Source organism: Xenorhabdus griffiniae (assembly GCF_037265215.1).
GTDB classification, from domain to species: Bacteria; Pseudomonadota; Gammaproteobacteria; order Enterobacterales; family Enterobacteriaceae; genus Xenorhabdus; species Xenorhabdus griffiniae.
The window spans coordinates 4069102-4091883 of record NZ_CP147737.1 but is presented as its reverse complement, the minus strand read 5'-3'; the positions used below and the strand labels follow the sequence as shown (position 1 = coordinate 4091883).

Here is a 22782-nt window from a genome sequence, read left to right as displayed (position 1 = left end):
TGATTTTTAATAGTAAACGGCGAGTTTTTGTATTTTGTGACGAAGATCATTCCGCTTAAATGATGTGAGTTATATCACTAAAATCACCGCATGATCTATTTGTGATGTGCTTTGAAATTCCTCTATATTAATATCTTATTCTTAATTTTTTATTTAAGTTGGATTTATATTGTGTATTTTTTAATTTGTAAGAAGAAGTGATTAGTTGCTTTTTTAATCTAAAGAGGTGTGGGAACATTTTTTTGCATAATCATTCTTATTATTTTCATTTTTATTCTTCGTGAAAAGTTATGGGTGATATCCCGTAACGAAGTTGGGACTTTTTTACGTTATGATTCAATTTAGTAACTTTACTGGAAAAGATTTCACTGGGAGTTGTTATGAAGCTGATTCGAGGGCTTGCCCAATATTATGTCGATTTGATGATGAAGCTGGGGCTGGTGCGTTTTTCTATATTACTTGCATCAGCTTTAGTTATTCTTGCGATGGCGATGCAGATGGCAGTGACATTTGTCCTGCATGGAGAAGTACGGGGTATTGATTTAATTCGCTCCATTTTTTTTGGTTTGTTAATTACCCCCTGGGCGGTTTATTTTCTCTCCATCGTAGTAGAACAGCTTGAAGAATCTCGCCAGCGTTTATCAAGCCTGGTCGCAAAACTTGAAGAAATGCGCCAGCGTGATGCGAAATTAAACCTGCAACTCAAAGAAAACATTGACCAATTAAACCAAGAGATTAGCGACAGGGAGAAGGCGGAAAAAGCCCATTTGGTTCTGTTGGATAAACTCAAATTGGAAATGGAGCAGCGTGAAAAAACCCAGATTGAGCTTGAGCAGCAATCGGTACTATTGCGTTCATTTCTGGATGCTTCCCCAGATCTGGTTTATTACCGCAATGAAGATAATGAATTTTCCGGTTGTAATCGAGCAATGGAATTGCTGACGGGCAAAAGCGAAAAACAGCTCATCGGCCTGACGCCGACAGATGTTTACGATAAAGAAATTGCCAGCAAGGTGATGGAAACCGATGAAAAAGTATTTCGCCACAATGTATCCCTGACCTATGAGCAATGGTTAGTTTACCCTGATGGACGCAAAGCCTGTTTTGAACTCAGGAAAGTGCCTTTTTATGATCGCGTTGGTAAGCGACACGGATTAATGGGGTTTGGGCGCGATATAACGGAGCGTAAACGCTATCAGGACGCATTAGAGAACGCCAGCAGGGATAAGACGACTTTTATCTCTACGATTAGCCATGAGCTTCGTACGCCTTTAAATGGCATTGTGGGCTTGAGTCGCATTCTGATGGATACCGACTTAACACCGGAGCAATGTAAGTACCTGGAAACAATCCATGTCAGCGCCATTACTTTGGGTAATATTTTTAATGATATTATTGAGTTAGATAAAATTGAGCGTCGCAAAGTTCAGCTTGATAACCAACCAGTTGATTTCACCGGTTTCATGACAGATTTAGAAAATATTTCAGCTCTATTAGCGCAGCCGAAGGGGATTAAATTTGTTCTGGAACCAGAGCAGCCACTACCTGCAAAAGTGCTGACCGATGGAACCCGTTTGCGCCAAATTTTGTGGAACTTGATTAGTAATGCTGTGAAATTTACGCCTGAAGGTGAAATTAAGGTTCGTATCTGGCGTGAAGAAGAAGAGGAACGCCTATTCTTCGAAGTGACGGATTCCGGTATTGGTATTCCTCCCGACGAGTTGGAAAAAATCTTTGCCATGTATTATCAGGTGAAAGACAGCGCTGGTGGGCGTCCTGCCACCGGAACGGGGATTGGTCTTGCTGTTTCGAAGCGTCTTGCCCTAAGTATGGGAGGGGACATTGTGGTGAAAAGTACATTGGGCAAAGGTTCTTGCTTTACCTTGTCTGTCGTCGCGCCAGCCATTGCTGAACACCCGGCAGGTAAGGCTGAACAAGAGACTCTGCCATTGCCGGTGCTTAATATCTTACTGGTAGAAGATATTGAATTGAACGTCATTGTAGCCCGTTCTGTTCTGGAGAAGTTGGGAAACAGTGTGGATGTTGCCATGAATGGCCGTGATGCATTGGCAATGTTTGATCCTGATGAATATGACTTAGTGTTACTGGATATCCAATTACCGGATATGACGGGGTTAGATATTGCCCGTCAATTGCACCAGCGTTACTCCTCCCACTCCTTGCCGCCTTTGATCGCGCTGACAGCTAATGTATTAAAGGATAAAAAAGAATACCTAGATGCGGGCATGGATGATGTGCTCAATAAGCCATTATCTGTCAAGGCGTTGACTGCCGTGATAGAAAAATATTGGGGTAAAGGCTCTGAATCGGACACTGCTTTAGTGGACGTTGATCTTGTCAGTCAGGATGAAAAACGGCTGGATACGGAGATGCTTAATCAATATATCGAATTGGTTGGACCAAAAATGATCACAGACAACCTGGTTATTTTTGAAACCATGATGCCAAATTATCTTGCTTTGCTGGACTCCAATATGACCGCCAAAGATCAAAAAGGCATTACAGAAGAGGCGCATAAAATCAAAGGTGCGGCGGGTTCAGTCGGTTTACGCCATTTGCAGCAATTGGCTCAGCAGATTCAGTCACCGGATTTACCTGCATGGTGGGATAATGTTCAGGAATGGGTGGACGAGTTAAAGTTGGAGTGGAAACAAGATATAGAAATATTAAGAAATTGGTTATCAAGCGTTACAAAAAAATAACCCCAACCGAAGTTGGGGTGCGCTAATACTGCGCCAACACCAGGGAAATCTGTTTACCCGCTTATCTAAGGTTTATTTTCGATGCGAGTAATTAAAGAATTCTTTTATACCTAACTCAAGTACCAACATAGCAAAGATAAGATTTTTTGTTACAAGATTCATTAAAATCTGTGATGAAGATTGGTGTTTAACCCTCTAAGGGGTTAAGCATTAATCTACTACAAATGGAGAGGAATATGAAATCTGTTGCCATTATATTAAGTGGATGTGGAGTGTACGATGGAAGTGAAATTCACGAATTAGTTCTCACTATGCTCTCTTTAAGTCGTCTTGGCGCTAAAGTGTCTTTTTTTTCGCCTGATGAGGTACAACATCATGTTATTAATCACCTTAACGGAGAAGAGAAACAAGAGAGTCGCGACATAATGGAAGAATCTGCCCGTATAACACGGGGAAATATACAGCCTTTATCTAAAGTTAATATTGATGAGTTGGATGCGCTAATTATTCCTGGTGGTTTTGGCGTGGCCAAGAATTTATGTAATTTCGCATTCAAAGGATCAGATTGTGAAATAAATAAAGAACTATTAAGTATAGTGCAAAATATGCACCAGCAGGGCAAGCCGATGGGATTCATATGTATTGCTCCTGTTATGGTGCCTAAAATATTAGACAAACCGATAAAAGTAACTATCGGTAATGATCCAGAAACTGCGGCTCAAATAGCAAAAATGGGAGGGGTACATGTTGAGTGTCCGGTTGATGACATTGTCGTTGATTTTGAAAATAAAATTGTAACAACGCCGGCTTATATGCTCGCAGAATCTTTGGCGCAGGCAGAAAAAGGAATTGATAAGTTGGTTAGAAAAATATTGGAAATGATTGAGTAATCGGATGAGAAATCCTTTTTCAATATTGTGGCGCTGGCTGAAAAGAATTGTCGTGTCGATCACGGTTTTGTGGTTCGTTGCTGTAATTGCCTTCTCATTTTTGCCAGTGCCGTTTTCTATGATAATGATAGAGAAACAACTCGCTGCCTTAATGTCAATTAATTTGTCTTATGTTTCTCATTCTTCATGGAAGGAACAGAATCACATTTCACCCTATATGGCGTTAGCCGTCATTGCAGCAGAAGATCAAAAATTCCCAAAACATTGGGGATTTGATTTTGAGGCTATCGAAACTGCTATGGCATATAACAAAAAATATGAGAAGCGAATTCGGGGAGCATCGACAATTTCCCAGCAAACAACCAAAAATTTATTTCTATGGGAAGGGCGTAGTTGGCTAAGAAAAGGATTAGAAGCGGGAATGACTGTCGTACTGGAATTACTCTGGTCAAAGAAACGTATTTTAACGGTCTATCTCAATATTGCTGAGTTTGGCAATGGTATTTTTGGTGCCGAGGAAGCAGCCCAGCATTATTTTGGCAAGCCTGCCTGCCGATTGACAGCGACTGAATCTGCATTACTTGCTGCTGTATTGCCAAATCCTCATCGCTATAAAGTGAATGCTCCCTCCAGGTATGTATTACAACGCCAGCAATGGATTTTGCGGCAAATGCAGTTAATGGGGGGCGTGAATTACTTAAAGCAAAATAAGTTGGAATGGGCGTTAAATACAAAGTGTGAGGCTGGGCGGCATTGACTAACGCCGCCTTGATGGTTCTCAGTTGAGGTAGGTAAATGCAGTGGTTACACGTTTTACGCCGCTAGTTTCGCTGGCAATTTTCGCCGCCGCAGCTCCCTCTTGCCGTGTGACTATGCCAAACAAAAAGACTTCACCATCTTCTGTTACCACTTTGATGCTCGATGATCTCACTTCATCACTGGTTAAAATTTGGGAGCGTACTTTGGTCGTCAACCAGGCATCAGCAGAGGCCGTCGCCAATGTCACGGGACTGCCCTGGCGGATTTCGTTATATACCACGTCTGTGCCTTCAACCTTTGCCGCAATCTGTTTTGCCCGCTCAGCCAGAGCCATATTGGGGCTTTGTCCGGTTAAAAGAACTTTGCCTTGATACACAGTCACTGACACACGGGCTTGTGCCTTAATTTGTGGATCCTTGCTGATAGCATTGCTGACACGAGCTTCCAGCGTAGTATCGTCAACTTGTTGCCCAATGGTTCGTGGATCTGAGCCGGCTTTTGTAGCAATTGCAGCGGAGCCCACGACGGCGGCACCAATACATCCTTGTAATAGCATTGCACTGAAACAGACCAGTAATAGAGAAAATAACCGCATGAGTTGGCTCCTTATTCATCCTGATGAGGGAATAACGTGTTGTCGATTAAGTCGCACAGACAGTTGATTGTCAACATATGAACTTCTTGTATTCTGACGCTGTGATGTGAGGGAATACGTATCTCAACATCCTGAGGCCCCAGTAAGCCCGCCAGTTCACCGCCATCGTAACCCGTCAGCGCAACGATCGTCATATCACGTGTAACAGCAGCTTCCACCGCTTTGATAATATCCCGACTGTTTCCATGCGTAGAAATGGCAAGCAAGACGTCCCCTGCTTGCCCCAGTGCCCTGACTTGTTTGGCGTAAATTTCGTCAGGCTGTTTACTGTTGGCGATAGCGGTGATCACTACATTATCAGTATTCAATGACAGAGCTGGCAGACTTGGCCGATCCGTTTCAAAACGATTGATCATGCTGGCAGTAAAACGCTGTGCTGTTGCGGCCGAGCCACCGTTACCACAGCAAAGAATTTTATTGCCACTCAGCAGTGATTGAACCATCATCATCGCAGCGCGTGATATTGCGTCGGGTAATGCTTCTGCTGCTGCGATCTGAGTTTGAATACTTTCTGTAAAACAGACTTTAATTCTATCCAGCACGTTATGACCTATGTATATTGGAATTATTTACTTAGCGAGAAAATTGAGAATCTATTGAAATAGACTCTCATTCAGGGTGAAGGCATTTTTCAGCCATTCAAATTTCTGTCCTGTTATTGCACAAACATCGAAGCGGCATGATGCTGTTTCCAGACATTCATTGCGTTGGGACAGCCAGACAGCAGCCGTATACAAAAGCTTTCTGCGCTTACTGTGGGTAATTGTAGCAATGGCGCTACCATATTGTGCATGTCGGCGGAAACGAACTTCAACGAAAACCCAGATATGCCCGTCACGCATTATCAGATCGATTTCCCCGCCGCGAATTTTTACATTCTCAGCAATAAAGACAAGCCCTTGTTTTTGTAAAAACAGTTTAGCCTGATGTTCATAATGGCGCCCCAGCGCGTAGTGATTGCCTGTTGGTTTTTTCATCCTGAAATGACCACGATACCTTTAATCACAGAAAATTATTCAATTCCGGGATGATCTCCCTGAACAGTGCTATCGGTGTTTTCTATGTTATGGGTATTTTCTGCATTATCGATACCTTCCGTGCTCTTGGTATTTTCGGTGGTGTTGGTATTTTCAAGGATTATGCGACCATTATTGAATTGCATCCAGGGTAACTGACGCAAGATAGTGCAGTTATCCAGCACGGAGAGTTCCCCCGAAGCACCACTCAGATGAAATCCCACCTCTTGCTGCATTTGCGTAAATTGATTGGCCAGTGACCATGCATCAATGCCCATTGCATAGAGGCGCATCAGGGAATAATCATTGGTGAATTTTTTGGCTGCTTGCTGCATTAACGGCACATTTACACCAGTCAGCAGTGGGATATCACTAAACTGCATGTCATCCATTTCCAGGCGGAAGTCAGGGCCTGAACCGGCTTTATTACTACGCGAGCTGGCATAAAGTGCTGGCTTTTTACGGGAGCTGATTGCCATATCGATCATGGGCTTGATCATTGTCAGTTCGTTTGCTGTCGCAACGATATAAACGGCATCAACAGGATCTGTGGCCGGATTGGTGGAAATAACCGGCGTACCCGACAAACGAATGCCAATTCCACGGTTCATGGATTGCTTCATTTCTGCCGGCGTACCAAAAGATTGTTGTAATACCGTCTGACCTCCCAGTTTTTGCCACTCTTGTGCAAAGGCTTGTGCAACTCGCGTGCCTAAGTCAGTACGAGGTATCAACACCAAAGGGCTGCGCTTTTGCTGTTGCCAGATATGCATGGCGGCATTTTTCGCCTCATCTTCAGGAGAGAGTGAGAAATAACAAATATTCGGCCGTTTTTGTGGCATATCGAGTTCATTGAGCGCCAGAATATTCAGTGGCGTTTCAATTTGAGCTAATTGTTCCACATTGGGCTTCAGTAATGGCCCAACCACCAGAGTGACACCATCTTGTTTAGCCTGTTCCAGCAGTTCGGTAAGAGGCTGGCTGTTGGTATCATAGATTTTTACGGTTTGATCATTGGTAGGTATATCATTAATCGCCCCCATTTCTGATTCAATTGTGGTGGTATCAGCATTCCCTGAATTTGCCGTGTTGGCATTTTCAAGGTTGGTAGAGGGTTCTTCGGCGTTAATAATACCATTTGGATCGGTAGCATTTGTTGGCAATGGTGATTCTGGCAACGATGGCTTTGGCAGGCCTTTTTGAGCATCAAGGAAACCCTGGCGAATGGCGTCACCAAATATTTTGGCCTGGCCGCTCAAAGGCAGAAATAACCCAATTGTGGCATGGCTGTTTTCAGTTTCTTGCAACATGTGTTGCAGAGCTGTGGGTAAACTGTGGGCCGCAGGGTTATTTGGATAACGGATTTGCCAATCGTGAATAGCGAGACGCAATTTATCGAGATCCTGTTTATTGGTCTGATAGGTATTGAGTAAATCAAGCCAGCCCTGCAACGTATACTCATTGGCATTAATCACCAATTCATTCATTTGCTGCGGGGAAAGTTGCGTCAGTAATTGCCAGGTTTCATCAAAGTTTTTCTGGCGGGCAGCTTCATCTGTTGCGAAAGATTCCAATGCAATGTAAGCACGGATCACATCCAACGATGGTTGATTGTGTGCTGCGTCAATAATAGCTTGGTAGCGGTTAATCTCTGCGCTGATCTTATCCTGAGGCTTAGAAGTTGGTTGCCCTTGCTGTTCGGGCATGGTACATCCTGCAATAATGATAGTTGACAGCAACGCTGTATAAATTAAACCAGTTTTTAAACGCACAAAAATTGAGGGAAGCATACTGTATCCAGTGATGTTTTTTTCATAGATGCTCAATTTTAAATCGGTCATTCGGATGAAACAATGAATCAAACCAATCGAGCAGTGGTTACGACATCCACGCTATATGTTGTGCCAACCCCTATTGGAAATCTGGGGGATATTACTCAGCGGGCTCTTGAAGTTCTTAAACATGTCGATCTGATTGCTGCCGAAGATACGCGACACACTGGCTTGTTGCTTCAACATTTTGCCATTAATGCGCGCATGTTCGCACTTCACGATCATAATGAACAGCAAAAAGCAGATCAATTGATTACGAAACTTGAACAAGGGGCGAGTATCGCATTGGTATCTGATGCCGGTACACCGTTGATTAACGATCCGGGTTATCATCTGGTGCGCCGTTGCCGTGAAGCCGGTATCAATGTGGTTCCACTACCAGGTCCTTGTGCGGCCATTACAGCATTGTCTGCTGCCGGCTTGCCTTCAGATCGTTTTTGTTATGAAGGCTTCTTGCCGGCTAAAAGTAAGGGACGTCAGGATACCTTGCGTGAATTAGCGCAAGAGCCGCGTACGCTGATTTTCTACGAATCGACACATCGTCTGTTAGACAGTTTAGAAGATATTGTGAAAGTGTGGGGAGCCGATCGCTATATCGTGTTGGCTCGGGAATTAACCAAAACGTGGGAATCGATTCAAGGAATGCCCGCAGGTGAGCTTCTGGCATGGGTTAAGGAAGATGAAACTCGTCGCCGTGGCGAAATGGTTCTGATTGTGGAAGGGTATCAGAAGCCCGCCGAGGATAGCTTACCACAGGAAGCTTTGCGGACACTGGCATTGTTGCAAAAAGAGCTGCCATTGAAAAAGGCGGCGGCATTGGCGGCAGAGATCCACGGTGTGAAGAAAAATGCCTTGTACCGTTATTCGCTCGATCAAAACACGGCCTTGGGACAAATTGAAGAAGACGCGTGAAAACCCTATACATTGGGTATTAAACCTCTTATAATCCGCGCCGGAGTTGACCAGACAGTCGCTGCTTTACCGCTCTTTCGGGAGAAGTAAAGGGGAGGAAAGTCCGGGCTCCACAGGGCAGGGTGCCAGATAACGTCTGGGAGGCGAAAGCCTACGACTAGTGCAACAGAGAGCAAACCGCCGATGGCCCAGCTTTGTTTGGGATCAGGTAAGGGTGAAAGGGTGCGGTAAGAGCGCACCGCGCGACTGGCAACAGTTCGTGGCACGGTAAACTCCACCCGGAGCAAGACCAAATAGGGGTTCGCATGGTACGGCCCGTACCGAACCCGGGTAGGTTGCTTGAGCCAGTGCGCAAGTGCTGGCCTAGATGAATGGCTGTCCAAGACAGAACCCGGCTTATCGGTCAACTTCACAGATTTTGCCCTATAGAGCAGATGCTTTATAGGGCTTTTTCTTTATAAATAAGAAATTATCAATCAGCTAAATCAATCAGCAGGCCCCGAAATGGCGTCTCCGCTTGTAACAACACCTCCTGCTCTTCCTGAATAAATACACCATCCCCACAGTTAATCTTTACATCCCTGCTTTGGTTGCCGTGAGTTATTGCATTGCCACTGATGGATTGCAGGTAAGCATGTTTGCCACGTAAAGCCAAAATTTGGCTGTCATGAGGTTTAAGTACGAGATAGCTTATCCATACTTGTTGGCGCAGATGCATACTGTGATTTTCTGACGTAGGAGAGGCCAGTAAGGTCAGTGGTTTGTTTGGCAAAGTTATATGCTGTAATGGCCGTGCTTCTTGCTGAGGGCAGGCATTGAGCCAGAGTTGCAGTCGTGTCAATGAGCGTGTGTCACTGGTATTGTGTTCACTGTAACGGATCCCTTGACGCGCCGAAAATAACAAACAATCTCCCTGGCGTGCATGGAAGCTATTGCCTTCACTGTCTCGATATTGGGCTTCTCCTTGCAGGATAATATTCAGGACATCAACATGTGGGTAAGATTTGGGTTGGAACTCGGCTTTCGGTGCCAAAACTTCCTGATTAAGAACACGCAATGTCCTATAGTTCAAAAATTTTGGGTCAAAATAGTGACCAAATGAAAAAGTATAGCGAGCCTGTAACCAGCCATAATCGGCTTTTCCGCATTGATTTGCTGTTCTCATTGTTATCATGCTGTTATCTCTTTAACTATAGATCTATGACTGTCGATCTTAATTATCTGGACGTTGAAATGTTAGCCAGTTAATCTGGTGGCTATATTCAAAATTCCTGATTGAGAAAAATATGGGTAAAGAACGTGCGCTTACTTTGGAATCCCTGCGGGTAATGGATGCGATAGACCGACGGGGAAGTTTTGCTGCGGCAGCGGATGAGTTGGGTCGGGTGCCTTCTGCGTTGAGTTACACTATGCAGAAATTGGAAGATGAATTGGATGTTGTGCTGTTTGATCGCTCTGGCCACCGCACAAAATTTACCAATGTTGGCCGGATGCTACTGGAACGAGGACGGTTACTACTTGAAGCTGCAGATAAATTGGCCGCAGATGCAGAAGCGCTCGCCCGTGGTTGGGAAACCCACCTGACTATTGTGTGTGAAGCGTTGTTCCCAATAGCATCGTTGTTTCCTCTTGTGGATAAATTGGCGGCTAAATCGAATACGCAACTCTCGCTAATGACGGAAGTATTAGCAGGCGCTTGGGAACGTCTGGAAACAGGATATGCTGATATTGTGATTGCACCTGATCTGCATTTCAGGGCGTCAGCCGAAGTGAATTCGCGGGTGCTTTATTCTGTTAACAATGTCTATGTTGCCAGTGCAGATCATCCTATTCATCATGAACCCGAACCCTTGTCTGATGCTACACGGGTGAAATATCGTGGAATAGCTGTCGCTGATACGGCAAGAGAACGTCCGGTGTTGACGGTTAAATTATTGGATAAACAACCGCGCTTGACCGTGAGTTCACTGGAAGATAAACGTCGGGCACTTTTGGCTGGGTTAGGCGTGGCAACCATGCCATACCCTATGGTGGAACAAGATATTGCCGAAGGTCATTTACGGGTTATTGGTTCGGAATACAGCCATGAAACCACCATTATCATGGCATGGCGGCGTGATAGCATGGGCGAAGCCAAATCCTGGTGCTTGCGTGAAATCCCTAAATTATTTGCAAAGCAATAACATGTAAGAAAAAATAATTCAGGTTCATGCTGCAAGATAAAAAGCGTGTATACCAATCCAACTTCAAGATGCGTCTGATGTCTCCCCGCAAAGCGGGGAGACATCAAGTTTCATATCGTGTTGTCAATTGCAACTTGAAGTTTAATACGTATAGTGAATATCATAACGCCCCTTGTTGCGAATACAGAAAGGGGCGATAAAAAGAACGGGAAATAAGCTGTTTTTCTTTGATTACCAATTTTTCTTCATTACATGGTCAATACTGAATCTTCCTGGTCCCATCATAGCCAGTAGCAGGTAGCCTGCGCTGATGGAGACGTTTTTCAGGAACATAGTCAGGTTCAGGTCATTTGAAAAATCGCTATGGAACAGGAGCGCGGTCAGAATACAGAAAATAAATGTAAACACCGCCGTGGTGCGGGTCAACAGGCCGAACATCACAGCAAGTCCGCCCCCCAGTTCAAGTAAGATGGTCAGTGGCAATAGAATTCCTGGCACTTTCATGGCTTCCATAAATTGCTGCGTTCCTGCATAGGCATCACCTAGTTTTCCATATCCTGCGATAATGAAAAGAACGGATATTAAAATACGGGCAACCAACAGGCCACTATCTTCAAATTTTTTCATGATTGTCTCCACAAATACCGCTGGTCGCGATAAATAAACTATCTGTTTAGCTTTTGTTGTTCAAAAAACGGACTGAATAGCACGATTTGTTAGTCATTATCTGATGGGAAGTATTCTATGGAGAGGTATCATGAGTTGATAGTAAGGAATATTAACTATTTCATGCAGTTTTTTTGAAGGAATTTGTAGGTATTAATTTTTGTATAGTGTATTTCGTACGATTTTTATAATCCCGAAGATGTTGATGATACGACGTGACCAGCGATGAAGCTGCCTGGGATGGCGGAGTCCATAAAGCAGGGCAAGGCCAGATCCAATGGCGATATAAGGCTTGAAAGCCATGAGGGTTTGCCAGCCTTTATCATAGGGCTGTGTCACGTCAAGCCAGTTTTGGCTATAAGTCGCTAGTAACTGTCGTTGTTGCTGGATCTCTTTTAATAGCTGCTGCTTGCGCAAACTCCGTTGGTGATACCCCGATTTATTCATGAGAATCATCCTCCAGCATTTTGCGATCAACATGCAATTGTGTTCGAGTTGCGTTAAGAAAGGTCAGTTTTCGCGCCTTTTTTATCGTCCATATTGCACTAAATACGGCGAGGAGCAGTAATATTCCGGCAGTGACAGCTATTGCTATTATCCGGTGGGCTGGATCGATGGCCCAGAATATTAGTGCCAATAGGCACATCAGGCCAAAGCCCGCGAATAGTAATGTCAATCCTACCAGCAGTAGCAGTTGTACCAGTGTTGCCGCTCCCTCTTCCAGCTCAACAGCAACGAGTTGGATACGAGTTTCAATTATGTGAACAGCAATGGCTGCTACTCGCCGTACAGTATCAAAGAGTCCTTTTCCTGGGCCTTTTGGGTGAGGGGATTGAGTCATATCAGCGCCTTGAAAGCAAAACGCCCAATACAACGCCAATTGCTGCACCTATACCGACACCGGCCCACGGATTTTCACGAACATAATTATCCGCATGACCTGCAATTTCTTTGGTTTGACCTACCAGTCTATCACTCGCTTCACTGAGCGTAGTACGCGCGTTTTTCAGCGTTCTTTCTGCCTTGCTGCGTAGTTTTTCCAGTTCCGCTTTTGAATTATCACCGGAGCTATTGAGGACTTCTTCTAGCGTATCCGCAAGAGATTGTAATTCAGCACGTAGATCTTCAGAGCTTTTCCTTTGTGGCATTGCCTGTCTCCTTAAATATACGATGGATGAATTTCAAACATAGACGTTTTTATCAAGAGATGAAAGTGAAGTGGGTGAAAAATTGTCACGGATTTACATTAAGTGATAATGTTTTTTGGCTGAATGACAGTGAACCAGACGAGTTTGCAGGAGGAAACATATGTTCCAGGTTACCGAATTTGAAAAAGTTTTAAGAACTGATAACCCCCACTATGAGCGTATCCGACATAGTGAGTTACATGATGTCGTCAATCTGGTCAGTAGGGGGAATACTTTCCGGGTGGAACAGTTGGTATCAGTGATGAGTAAAGTATCACCCGAGCGGTGGAAGAAGTACTCAAAAACGAGGAGCTATTTGATCAGAGAATGCCCTAGGTTGCTTGAACTATTAGCTCCCAAGATAATCGAATTCCATACACTCAACATGAGAAAAGGTGCCGGTGGCCACATTATTCACGATTTGATCTGGACGAGCAGTACTGGTGTATTGGAGGACCTAAGACATAAAAACGTTCGTGTGCGCGAAAAGGTTTACTGGAAAGCCCCTGACGATAGTGTACAACCCTATGTGATCGAGGATTACCGTAGGCAGGGAAAGCACTATGGTGTGGGTAATGCTGTCGAGACGCAAGGTTGGGTTGGTCGAAGCAGCGATAGCCATGATGCAGTCAGGCTATTTTCTCCTGATGTGCTGAAACTTAGAGATTCCGACGAAGTAGAGTTCGTGATGTACCAGACCTACCAGCAAACCAACGGTGCCAGCCAAAACTGGACCGATATTCCTCTCTGCTCCTATCGGATTCTGCGAAGAGCAAAATGTATAGGTGAAAAAATTCAGTTTACCATCAAAAAGGAGAACATAATACTCCCGAACGATAGACTAAGTAATATGGTTGAGATATCCAAGTAAGCATTCTGCAGTACAGTAGTACTGTCGCTGTGAGACAAAGATGAATAGATAAAGTTAGATGAACCAGAAGATCAATTCCCTGTGGTATATTTCGCGACCATACCACAGGGAAACTAAAGGAAAAATAAAACGTTATAATAGAGGTTTATTAGCGCGCTTTTTGCGCCAAATAACAGTCAGGCTGCCAATTAAGCCAATGAGTAATAGACCTACAGGTAGCAGCACCAAAAAACTCATCAGATATTCTTCATACTGGCGGAACAGAGGGCTTTTACCAAGGGCATAACCCAATGTTGTTAGAATAATGACCCACAGGAACCCGCTAAGCCAATTGAATATTTGAAATCGTCCATTTTTTAGCCCCGCAAGGCCTGCCAGTGTGGGCAGTAATGTCCTGATAAAAGCGAGAAAACGCCCTACCAGTAAGGCAGATAAGCCATGACGATGGAATAAGTTATGTGCGCGTTGATGATAATGTGCAGGAAGATGTGACAACCAGCCCTGAACTAATTTTGTATTGCCAAGCCACCTTCCTTGAAGATATCCGATCCAGCAGCCGAGGCTGGCGCCAGTGGTGAGAATGACTAATGTTATAGGAAAACTCATGGCCTCTTTTGCAATTAAAACACCGACTAATATGAGCAGACTATCGCCCGGTAGGAAGGCCGCAGGTAATATCCCATTTTCCAGAAACAGGATGGTAAATAGCAGTATGTAGATTGCCCATACCAACGACGGATTAGCCAATGTTTCGTAATCTTGGTGCCAGAGTGCATAAATAAGGTCTGTTACAATTTCCATCAAATGTTCCTAAAACACGGATTAAGGATTACATCTTACTTTTATGGTGCATTTATGGTTAATTTCTATTAAATACTTTGTAATAAAAAGTAATTAATATCAGTTGTCATAAAATGATCTCGAAATCCCTTCAAGATGGCCTAAAGATCGACTGGCACACTTTAACAAAATCAGCTGTATCGAGACAGAAAATTTTGTTGATCAATTGAACATTTACCTAAATGTAAAAATTAATTCATTCAGATATCTCAATGAATTAATCGAGAGGTGAAATTTTACAAAATACCATTAATAAGCAATTTTTCATGTGGATGGGCTGAATTTATATCTTTTGTCAGTTTATTTCACGCTTGCTATTTGATTAATGGTGGAAAGTGATTTCTCTCCCGCAAAGCGGGGAGAAATCAGGTTTCATATCGTGTCGTAAATTGCAACTTGAAGTTTAATGCGTATACATCATGAATACTTTAAGAATGTCGTGGATGAGAAAATTGCAGTTTCGATCACACAAATGTAACTGAATTGTTATAAATTGTTGGGTTCTCTGTAATATTGCAATGAATTATTATTTGTCGTTTCTTGATGGGTAGGCTATGAAAAAACAACAAACAAACTTTGTGCAATTTATTGTACAAGGAAGCCTGGTAAAACAAATCCTTGTCGGGTTAATACTGGGGATATTGCTGGCATGGCTGGTGCCTTCCGCGGCCAAATCCGTTGAATTGCTAGGGACACTCTTTGTCGGGGCGTTAAAAGCGGTAGCTCCTGTTCTGGTGTGGGTATTGGTTATGTCTTCGATAGCCAACCATAAAATAGGCCAGAAAAGCAATATTCGCCCCATTCTGGTCTTGTATCTGATAGGCACATTCTGCGCTGCGGTTGTGGCTGTCATTGGCAGTTTGTTGTTCCCATCAACCTTGGTTTTGGTGACGAGTGACACTCATGTGTCATCCCCTTCAAATATCGTTGAAGTGTTAAGAGGATTACTGCTCAATATCGTTGCTAACCCGATTGATGCGATATTAAAAGGAAACTACGTTGGGATCCTGGCATGGTCAATTGGTTTGGGTATTGCTTTACGTCATGCCAATGAATCAACGAAGACATTGATTCAAGACCTGTCAGGGGCAGTGACACAGCTTGTACGTGTTGTTATCCGTCTGGCACCTATTGGTATTTTCGGCCTGGTTTCCTCAACGATTGCGACGACAGGTTTTGAAACCTTGTTCGGCTACGCCCACCTGTTAATCGTGCTAATTAGTTGCATGATTGTCGTTGCACTGGTTGTCAATCCATTGATTGTTTTCTGGAAAATCCGTCGCAACCCTTATCCTCTGGTATTTGCTTGCTTGCGTGAAAGTGGCGTAATGGCGTTCTTTACTCGTAGTTCAGCCGCCAATATTCCGGTGAATATGGCAATGTGCCGCCGTATGAATCTTGATGAGGATACTTACTCCGTTTCCATTCCCTTGGGCGCTACCATTAATATGGCGGGCGCGGCCGTCACGATCACTGTATTGACACTGGCGGCGGCGAATACACTAGGTATGGTGGTGGACATTCCTAACGCGATATTACTGAGTGTCGTTTCTGTTATTGCTGCATGTGGATCATCAGGGGTTGCTGGTGGCTCATTATTATTGATCCCTCTGGCGTGTAGTATGTTTGGTATTCCCAATGAAATTGCCATGCAGGTTGTTGCTGTGGGCTTTATTATTGGGGTATTGCAGGATTCTGCTGAGACGGGCCTGAATTCTTCCACCGATGTGCTGTTTACCGCCGCCGCTTGTCAGGCCGAAGAGTCTCGTATTGCGGCGAATCGGCTGGCGCAGCGTTAATTGTAAGAATAGCGGGAATAAAACGGTGATAATGAGTTGGGTATAATTATCACCGTTCTTGCTCTTAGAATTGGCGTTATATGTTAAGTGCCAATCGGGCTCCTTGAGCGATTGCTCTGCGCGCATCCAGTTCGGCAGCAATATCTGCTCCACCAATGATATGCACATTTTTTCCCATTGCCTGTAATGGTTGATAGAGTGCTTTTAAGGGTTCCTGTCCTGCGCAAATAATCACATTATCCACTTCCAGGCATTGTTGTTTATCACCACGACGGATATGCAATCCCTGATCATCAATTTTCAAATATTGAACGCTGTTTAACATGGTTACGCCTCGCATTAACAGGCTGGTTTTATGCACCCAACCTGTGGTTTTTCCTAAGCCATCCCCGACTTTGGTATCTTTGCGTTGCAGCAGATAGATTTTACGAGGAGAACGCTCGACCTGTGCACCTTCTGGCCGTAATCCTCCTCTATGCGTAATTGTCCGATCAATTCCCCACTCATGGCTAAAAGCATGGCTGCTTAAGCTGGTGCTTTGTCCGCTTTGGCTCAAATACTCAGCAGTATCAAAACCAATGCCTCCAGCACCAATGATGGCGATGCGTTTTCCAACTTGCCGTTTATGTTTCAATACATCAAGGTAAGTCAGCACCTTTTCATGTTCAATACCATCGATATTGGGGATGCGTGGCATGATCCCTGTTGCAATGACAATTTCATCAAACGATAAAAGTTGGTCGGCAGTTGCCGTATGGTTGAGGCATACTTCGACGCCGTTCAATGCTAACTGGCGTTCAAAATAGCGTAAAGTTTCATGGAATTCTTCTTTGCCAGGGATCTGTTTGGCGATATTAAACTGCCCGCCGATTTGGTTTTCCCGTTCAAACAGTGTGACATGGTGTCCTCGGCTGGCTGCTGTGACAGCAAAGGATAATCCCGCCGGTCCGGCACCGATAACAGCGATGGTTTTGGGGGCTTTTACAGGAGTGGCAATGAATTCCGTTTCATGGCAGGCGCGTGGATTGACCAGACAAGACGTTAGCTTGCCGACAAAGACCCTGTCCAGACAGGCTTGGTTACAGCCTATGCAGGTATTGATTTCATCAGCACGATCCTGTGCGGTTTTCAATACAAATTCGGCATCAGCAAGAAATGGACGCGCCATCGAAACCATATCGGCACAGCCTTCACTGAGCACTTGTTCAGCAACCTGGGGACTGTTGATGCGGTTGGTTGTAATTAAAGGAATGCTGACTTTCCCCATCAACTTTTGCGTAACCCAGCTAAATCCGGCTCTGGGTACCATCGTAGCAATCGTTGGGATGTGGGCTTCATGCCAGCCGATGCCGGTATTGATAATGGATGCCCCTGCTTTTTCAATTTCCCGTGCCAGTTGTTCTATCTCTTGCCAATTGGAGCCATCTTCCACTAAATCCAGCATAGAAAGGCGATAGATGATGATAAAACGCTCTCCCGTGATAGCACGGACCGCTTTGACAACTTCTAGTGCAAAGCGCATTCGATTTTCGAAAGTTCCCCCCCATTTATCCTGTCGATGATTGGTGCGAGTGACCAGAAACTGATTGATGAGATAACCTTCTGAGCCCATGATTTCCACGCCATCATAGCCGGCTTGTTGTGCCAGTTGCGCACAGTAGGCAAAATCCTTGATTGTCTGCCGGATGTCATTCTCAGACATTTCTTTCGGCATAAAGGGGTTAATCGGAGCTTGAATGGCTGAAGGTGCAACAGAATTTTTCTGATAGCTGTAGCGTCCGGCATGCAGGATTTGTAAAGCAATTTTTCCCCCTGCCTGATGTACCGCTTCTGTAATAAGCTGGTGATGAGGCAGGTGAGCTTCACTATTCAGGATACTTGCTCCCGCCGCAACAACGCCTTGCGGGTTTGGTGCGATACCGCCGGTCACAATCAGTGCGACGCCTCCCGCTGCCCGTTCTGCATAAAATTGGGCCAAACGTTGGGCACCGTCGGGATGTTCTTCAAGCCCCGTGTGCATTGAACCCATCAATACACGGTTTTTTAATGTGGTAAAGCCCAAATCCAGCGGTGCAAGCAGGTGAGGGTAATTGCTCATTGCATTCTCCATCAAATATTTGGTAGCTCAAGAAATATTATTGTTTTCCGTATGAATCTAAATAGGCTAAGTGGTCGGATGAGATGATGATTAAATGTAGACAGTTCCGCCATTATTGGAACCACTTTGTTAATTGATTGTGACAAATATCATGAAATAGAGCTTCAATCGTCCCTTAATGAAAATCTATTGAGGCGAGAAATTCCTCTTATTTATGATTGTCTCATGTTTTTAACGGTGCATACTGTGAATATATTCTTACGGAATGATGAATAATTAAGCCTTGGCAGGAAACAGGTGTGAGAGAAATAAGTGGGGAGAGATGTAATTATGGGAAAAATAACAGATTGGGTGACGTTAACCGGAAAAAGTGTGACTTTAATACCTTTATCACATGACAGACATGATGAATTTGTTCGTGCTATTGAGGATGGGCAGTTACATAAGCTGTGGTATGCCAGTGTGCCTGATCCTGCAAATGTCCAGGCGGAAATTGAACGTCGTTTAACCCTGCATGGCAAGGGCAGCATGTTACCTTTTGCTGTCATCAACAATGCAACGGGGATAGCGGTTGGCATGACAACTTATATGAATATTGATGCGAATATTCCCAGATTGGAAATTGGTTCTACATGGTATGCGCATTCTGTCCAACGCACAGCGATTAATACGGAAGCCAAGTTTTTACTGTTGCAGTATGCATTTGAGGAACTGGAATGCGTTGCCGTGGAACTCCGTACCCATTTTTTAAACCATCAAAGCCGCAAGGCGATTGAACGATTGGGAGCAAAACTGGATGGGATTTTGCGTCATCACCTGCGAGCCAAAGATGGTTCAATAAGGGATACTTGCGTTTATAGCATTCTGTTCAATGAATGGCCCGCCATTAAAACGCATCTTACATGGTTAATGACGAAGCCACGTTGAGGGCATAATTGATATTTTTTGACAGGAAATCAGTCGGTTGTCAGGGATGCCTTGATATCGTTTTCCAGATCATCCAGTAATTGATAGCGGCGGCGATATTCGGCGCGTTTTTTACTGGGGATCTCATCCAACGATTTTCTTTCTATGCATGATGGCAAATGGAAATCATTATTTTCCTTTCTGATGCCATTTAGCGATTCCCAGAAAGAATTGTAATCGGCCACCATCTTATTTTTCTTTTTATGCCAATAACGGATGCTACGATAGATATGAGTTTCGTTACTGGCTGCTTGGATCTGTTCACAATTCATATGATCAGCAAAACGACAAATAGCCTCAATCAACAAGCGTTTAGGGAATAAGCCATAACACTCTTTAGTTGCATGGCGGATAATCTCCAGAGAATTATCTCCTTTAGTTGGCCCTTGTAGTGCACCAATAAAGAGTGTCTGTTTGCCATCAATCGTTAATAAAGTGAATGCACACTTGGCCAGAGTAACATTCTCCGCAGTAGTAATATAGAGAGAGAGTTCACCTTCTTTATTCAGGTTGTCCAGTGCATCAATATATATCAGAAAAGTTTCATTTTTCCCTTGAATGGTTGCCAGTAAATAAGTATGAACAGAAAAAATCCGATTAATAACAGTAGATTCTAACTGTTTGAATAATATTTGATAATGATCATTCAGAGCGCCGACAATCTGGTTGCGCTTAAAATTAATGCTTAAGTATGGACGATGTAATTTACAAGGCCAACTGGGTTGTTTTTTCAGAATATCTAGATAATGAGGCGTTCTGGTAATGCCATTCAACAGTTTTAATGTTGAAATGGGAGTCAGAAGGCTGCGTAGTGCAAATTTAGTGCGGGTACCGGAAGAATACCAGAGTTCCCCTAGGATAATACGTTTTCCGACAAGATCAGTAAATAGCTTTATTCCTGAAGACGTAGGTTGCTGTAAGTAACTCATTAACTCAAGCTCAACAAAAGTAAAAAATATTTATATCCACTAGATTTCAAGTTGCAGCACAGTGGCAAAAGGGTAAATCCCCAAGAGCAGAGCGAACTCTGTGTTTATAACTACGTGACTAAGAGATATGGACGTAGCCAGCAAAGCTGTAACTTGAAAGGTGATGGGAATAGACAAGATGGCATTATATCATTGATTTATCAAATTCCACCCATATGTTTGCAAAATATGCATTTACTTTAATTTTATTTATAGTAAAGAGTGTTATTCTTGAAGTTAGATTGGTATATCATTTTTATTAAATAATACCTATTATTATTTAATAAATAACGCTTTAAATAATATTTTTATTTTATTCTATACACATTAAACTTCAAGTTGCAATTTACAATACTCTATGAAACCTGATTTTTTCCCGCTTCGCGGGAATAAATCACACGCATATTGAAGTTAGATTGGTATATATAGTTATCTTATTTATGGATTATACCAATCGCTTTTCAAGATGAGTCTTATATCTCCCCCCGCGAAAAGGGGAGATATCACATGCATCTCATTTTAAAACTCTATTTAGTTTCATGTGTAATAGAGGAAATGGATTCCCTTGTCCATCAAGCTCTGAACGAGAAAATACCTGAAATCCCATATATTGGTAAAAGCCGACGCCCTGTGTATTTTGCTCGTTGACATCCAACTCATTGATCTGTAATTCGTTAATAGCAAATTGTAATAACATCTTACCGATTCCTGTTCCTCGCGCTTGTGGCGCAATAAACAACATTTCTACTCGATGTTGATCGGTACTAATAAATCCTACGATATTATCTTGTACATCTACCGCCTTATAAACAGTGAGATGGGGTAAATAATCGTTAAGGATTTGTGGGCGTAAAATCTCTATCATAGACTTGGGCAAGAAATCATGAGTAGCAAGTACAGATGCCTCCCAAATTTGAATTAGTGTCGAAAAATCTGCTTTGGTGGCTTGTTGTATTTGCATTTCATAACCCTAAATTTTTCTGTAGTTTTCGGCTTCAGACAGAATGTTTTTTTCAGCTATCTTGAAGTTAAAAATGATGTAATACAATACGCTGACAATTGGTCCTTAAGCACGGATGGTGTGTACTCATGACCAGCAATCAATACCAACCTCAACGAAACCAACACTGGCAGAATAATTGTTCTTGTTTACGTCAGTTAAGATAATCAATATACACCACATCCTAAGTGATGCATAACATGGGGCTTGAAAACCGTCGGTGATCTCAAATCGGACGGTTTTCGATGATAACTTGGCAGAATTAAGCCATTAATGCGACCAGAACAACAAATGTTTGACGCAGACATATTGAACTCCGAGATGTGTACTGAGAAGCCGCACCATTGCATCATCATGTGAACTGGTTATTGACATAAAACTATTACTGAAATCCAAAGCGTTCAGCGATCTTGACAATGCGTTCACGGTGGTTTGGTAACATATATGCTAAATTGTTGTTAGCTTGAGCTAAAATATGCGCATTGGCAGTTTCAGGTGTACCTCCAGCTAAAGGCATTGCGGGGTCATATTCATATTCAAGTTGTATCAGCTTGGCGTGATCTTCCCCCTGAATGGTAGCAGAAAGCGCAAAACCAAAATCAATACCTGCAGTGACGCCACCCCCCGTTACACGATTGCGATCAAAAACAACACGTTCCTGTGTTGGAATTGCTCCAAAAAATGCTAGATCATCACGTACCACCCAATGTGATGTTGCACGATATCCTTTTAAAAGTCCGGCGGCAGCTAAAATCATAGAACCTGTGCAAACACTTGTAACCCATTGGCTTTGTTCACCAATTTTAGCAACCCAAGCTAGGGTTTCTTCATCTTCCATTGCTTCAGTACTGCCCAAGCCACCAGGGACACATAAAATATCGGCAGAGTGTATATCGCTAAAACAATCTGTTGGTATGACTGAAAATCCAGCATCTGTGGCAACAGGCTCTTTTGTTTTGGCGACAAAATGCACTGAAGCATCTTTAAGGCGAGTTAGAATTTGCGCGGGGCCAGCAAAATCAAGCTGAGTGACTGCGGGATATAAAAGGAAGGCAATTTTCATATTATTCTCCAAATAGCTCATGAAAAAACTTAATGTAGAATTGTCTTACGTAAATATCAGATTGATTCAATTTTACTCCATATCAAAAAAATCTAATGCTTCGCACTTCGCGAAAAACAATCTTTTTAGTCTTTAAAATCAGAAAATAATGCGCTTAATTTGTATAAAGATGGCTGCTGAAGTGATCTGTTGTGTAAGATCTTGATGACGTTGACTCATATAAAAATCGACCTATTTATTGTGAAACGTCATAACGTTCTCCTCAGGAAGAAAATGCCTGCCACTGAGATTGGCAATAGACCAAAATAATTGTTGTTTGATCAGGGTAAATTAAGAGATGAAAAATAAAAAAGC

Annotated in this window: 22 protein-coding genes and 1 other RNA gene; 9 read left to right on the top strand and 14 right to left on the bottom strand. The window is 43.3% G+C overall.

From position 1 onward, the window contains the following. Window positions 1–380 precede the first annotated feature (380 nt). The 3 genes from arcB (at window position 381) to mtgA (ending at window position 4370) form a co-directional block, all read left to right on the top strand. Window positions 381–2723, top strand: coding sequence for an aerobic respiration two-component sensor histidine kinase ArcB (arcB, locus tag WDV75_RS18630; RefSeq protein ID WP_273559586.1), 2343 nt, complete (start codon window positions 381–383; stop codon window positions 2721–2723). 236 nt (window positions 2724–2959) lie between these two features. Next, on the top strand, window positions 2960–3613 hold the full coding sequence (gene elbB, locus WDV75_RS18625; RefSeq protein WP_273559585.1) for an isoprenoid biosynthesis glyoxalase ElbB: 654 nt from the start codon (window positions 2960–2962) through the stop codon (window positions 3611–3613). A gap of 4 nt (window positions 3614–3617) precedes the next feature. Next, a complete protein-coding gene (gene mtgA, locus WDV75_RS18620) occupies window positions 3618–4370 on the top strand; it encodes a monofunctional biosynthetic peptidoglycan transglycosylase (RefSeq protein ID WP_273559584.1) in 753 nt (250 codons plus the stop codon). Window positions 4371–4391: 21 nt separating this feature from the next. Here the strand turns inward: mtgA and dolP are convergent, their stop codons facing one another. Genes dolP through WDV75_RS18600 form a run of 4 tightly spaced genes read right to left on the bottom strand, consistent with a single transcriptional unit; the run spans window position 4392 to window position 7833 of the window. Next, a complete protein-coding gene (gene dolP, locus WDV75_RS18615; protein ID WP_273559581.1) occupies window positions 4392–4967 on the bottom strand; it encodes a division/outer membrane stress-associated lipid-binding lipoprotein in 576 nt (191 codons plus the stop codon). 11 nt (window positions 4968–4978) lie between these two features. Continuing rightward, window positions 4979–5569: a DnaA initiator-associating protein DiaA gene (gene diaA / locus WDV75_RS18610; RefSeq protein ID WP_074023390.1), complete on the bottom strand. Its 591-nt coding sequence runs from the start codon at window positions 5567–5569 to the stop codon at window positions 4979–4981. Window positions 5570–5620: 51 nt separating this feature from the next. Beyond that, the gene (locus WDV75_RS18605) at window positions 5621–6004 is read right to left on the bottom strand and encodes a YraN family protein (RefSeq protein ID WP_273559578.1); all 384 of its coding nucleotides are present in this window, start codon (window positions 6002–6004) and stop codon (window positions 5621–5623) included. A 35-nt stretch (window positions 6005–6039) separates the two neighbouring features. Further along, window positions 6040–7833 carry a penicillin-binding protein activator gene (locus WDV75_RS18600; protein ID WP_273559576.1) on the bottom strand — a complete coding sequence of 598 codons (1794 nt, stop codon included), beginning with the start codon at window positions 7831–7833 and terminating at the stop codon, window positions 6040–6042. A 63-nt stretch (window positions 7834–7896) separates the two neighbouring features. On the opposite strand from WDV75_RS18600, the gene rsmI reads away from it, so the two are divergent. Both rsmI and rnpB read left to right on the top strand, forming a co-directional pair. Further along, window positions 7897–8787 (top strand): 16S rRNA (cytidine(1402)-2'-O)-methyltransferase, encoded by an 891-nt coding sequence (gene rsmI, locus WDV75_RS18595; RefSeq protein WP_273559574.1) that lies wholly within the window; start codon window positions 7897–7899, stop codon window positions 8785–8787. A 42-nt stretch (window positions 8788–8829) separates the two neighbouring features. Further along, an RNA gene (gene rnpB, locus WDV75_RS18590) (RNase P RNA component class A) lies at window positions 8830–9202 on the top strand. 57 nt (window positions 9203–9259) lie between these two features. Here rnpB and WDV75_RS18585 read toward each other — a convergent pair. Further along, window positions 9260–9961 carry a pirin family protein gene (locus WDV75_RS18585; RefSeq protein ID WP_273559573.1) on the bottom strand — a complete coding sequence of 234 codons (702 nt, stop codon included), beginning with the start codon at window positions 9959–9961 and terminating at the stop codon, window positions 9260–9262. 112 nt (window positions 9962–10073) lie between these two features. Between WDV75_RS18585 and WDV75_RS18580 the strand changes: the two genes are divergently transcribed. Then, window positions 10074–10970, top strand: a complete 897-nt coding sequence (locus WDV75_RS18580) for a LysR family transcriptional regulator (RefSeq protein WP_189758722.1) — start codon at window positions 10074–10076, stop codon at window positions 10968–10970. 231 nt (window positions 10971–11201) lie between these two features. On the opposite strand, the gene WDV75_RS18575 is transcribed toward WDV75_RS18580, so the two are convergent. From WDV75_RS18575 to WDV75_RS18560, 4 genes are all read right to left on the bottom strand, one after another. Next, window positions 11202–11597 carry a DoxX family protein gene (locus WDV75_RS18575; protein ID WP_273559572.1) on the bottom strand — a complete coding sequence of 132 codons (396 nt, stop codon included), beginning with the start codon at window positions 11595–11597 and terminating at the stop codon, window positions 11202–11204. A gap of 192 nt (window positions 11598–11789) precedes the next feature. Continuing rightward, window positions 11790–12083: a YqjK-like family protein gene (locus WDV75_RS18570; protein ID WP_273559571.1), complete on the bottom strand. Its 294-nt coding sequence runs from the start codon at window positions 12081–12083 to the stop codon at window positions 11790–11792. Further along, entirely contained in the window at window positions 12076–12477 is a 402-nt protein-coding gene (locus WDV75_RS18565; RefSeq protein WP_189758719.1) for a phage holin family protein, read from the bottom strand. Before WDV75_RS18565 ends, WDV75_RS18570 begins: the two co-directional genes overlap by 8 nt. Window position 12478: 1 nt before the next feature. Continuing rightward, complete coding sequence (locus tag WDV75_RS18560; RefSeq protein ID WP_273559570.1) at window positions 12479–12784, bottom strand: DUF883 family protein; 306 nt, start codon at window positions 12782–12784, stop codon at window positions 12479–12481. A 160-nt stretch (window positions 12785–12944) separates the two neighbouring features. On the opposite strand from WDV75_RS18560, the gene WDV75_RS18555 reads away from it, so the two are divergent. Further along, window positions 12945–13694 (top strand): hypothetical protein, encoded by a 750-nt coding sequence (locus WDV75_RS18555; protein WP_273559569.1) that lies wholly within the window; start codon window positions 12945–12947, stop codon window positions 13692–13694. 132 nt (window positions 13695–13826) lie between these two features. Here the strand turns inward: WDV75_RS18555 and WDV75_RS18550 are convergent, their stop codons facing one another. Then, entirely contained in the window at window positions 13827–14495 is a 669-nt protein-coding gene (locus WDV75_RS18550) for a DedA family protein (protein WP_273559568.1), read from the bottom strand. 593 nt (window positions 14496–15088) lie between these two features. Here WDV75_RS18550 and sstT point away from each other — a divergent pair. Continuing rightward, the gene (sstT, locus tag WDV75_RS18545) at window positions 15089–16333 is read left to right on the top strand and encodes a serine/threonine transporter SstT (protein ID WP_273559567.1); all 1245 of its coding nucleotides are present in this window, start codon (window positions 15089–15091) and stop codon (window positions 16331–16333) included. 76 nt (window positions 16334–16409) lie between these two features. Here the strand turns inward: sstT and WDV75_RS18540 are convergent, their stop codons facing one another. Beyond that, complete coding sequence (locus WDV75_RS18540) at window positions 16410–18431, bottom strand: FAD-dependent oxidoreductase (protein ID WP_273559566.1); 2022 nt, start codon at window positions 18429–18431, stop codon at window positions 16410–16412. Between the two features lie 330 nt (window positions 18432–18761). Here WDV75_RS18540 and WDV75_RS18535 point away from each other — a divergent pair, with 330 nt between their 5' ends. After that, window positions 18762–19358: a GNAT family N-acetyltransferase gene (locus WDV75_RS18535; protein ID WP_189758712.1), complete on the top strand. Its 597-nt coding sequence runs from the start codon at window positions 18762–18764 to the stop codon at window positions 19356–19358. Window positions 19359–19387: 29 nt separating this feature from the next. Here the strand turns inward: WDV75_RS18535 and WDV75_RS18530 are convergent, their stop codons facing one another. The 3 genes from WDV75_RS18530 to WDV75_RS18520 form a co-directional block, all read right to left on the bottom strand. Further along, a complete protein-coding gene (locus WDV75_RS18530; RefSeq protein ID WP_273559563.1) occupies window positions 19388–20326 on the bottom strand; it encodes a VirK/YbjX family protein in 939 nt (312 codons plus the stop codon). Window positions 20327–20879: 553 nt separating this feature from the next. Next, window positions 20880–21326, bottom strand: coding sequence for an acetyltransferase (locus tag WDV75_RS18525; protein WP_273559561.1), 447 nt, complete (start codon window positions 21324–21326; stop codon window positions 20880–20882). A gap of 421 nt (window positions 21327–21747) precedes the next feature. Next, on the bottom strand, window positions 21748–22428 hold the full coding sequence (locus WDV75_RS18520) for a DJ-1/PfpI family protein (protein WP_273559559.1): 681 nt from the start codon (window positions 22426–22428) through the stop codon (window positions 21748–21750). Window positions 22429–22782 lie beyond the last annotated feature (354 nt).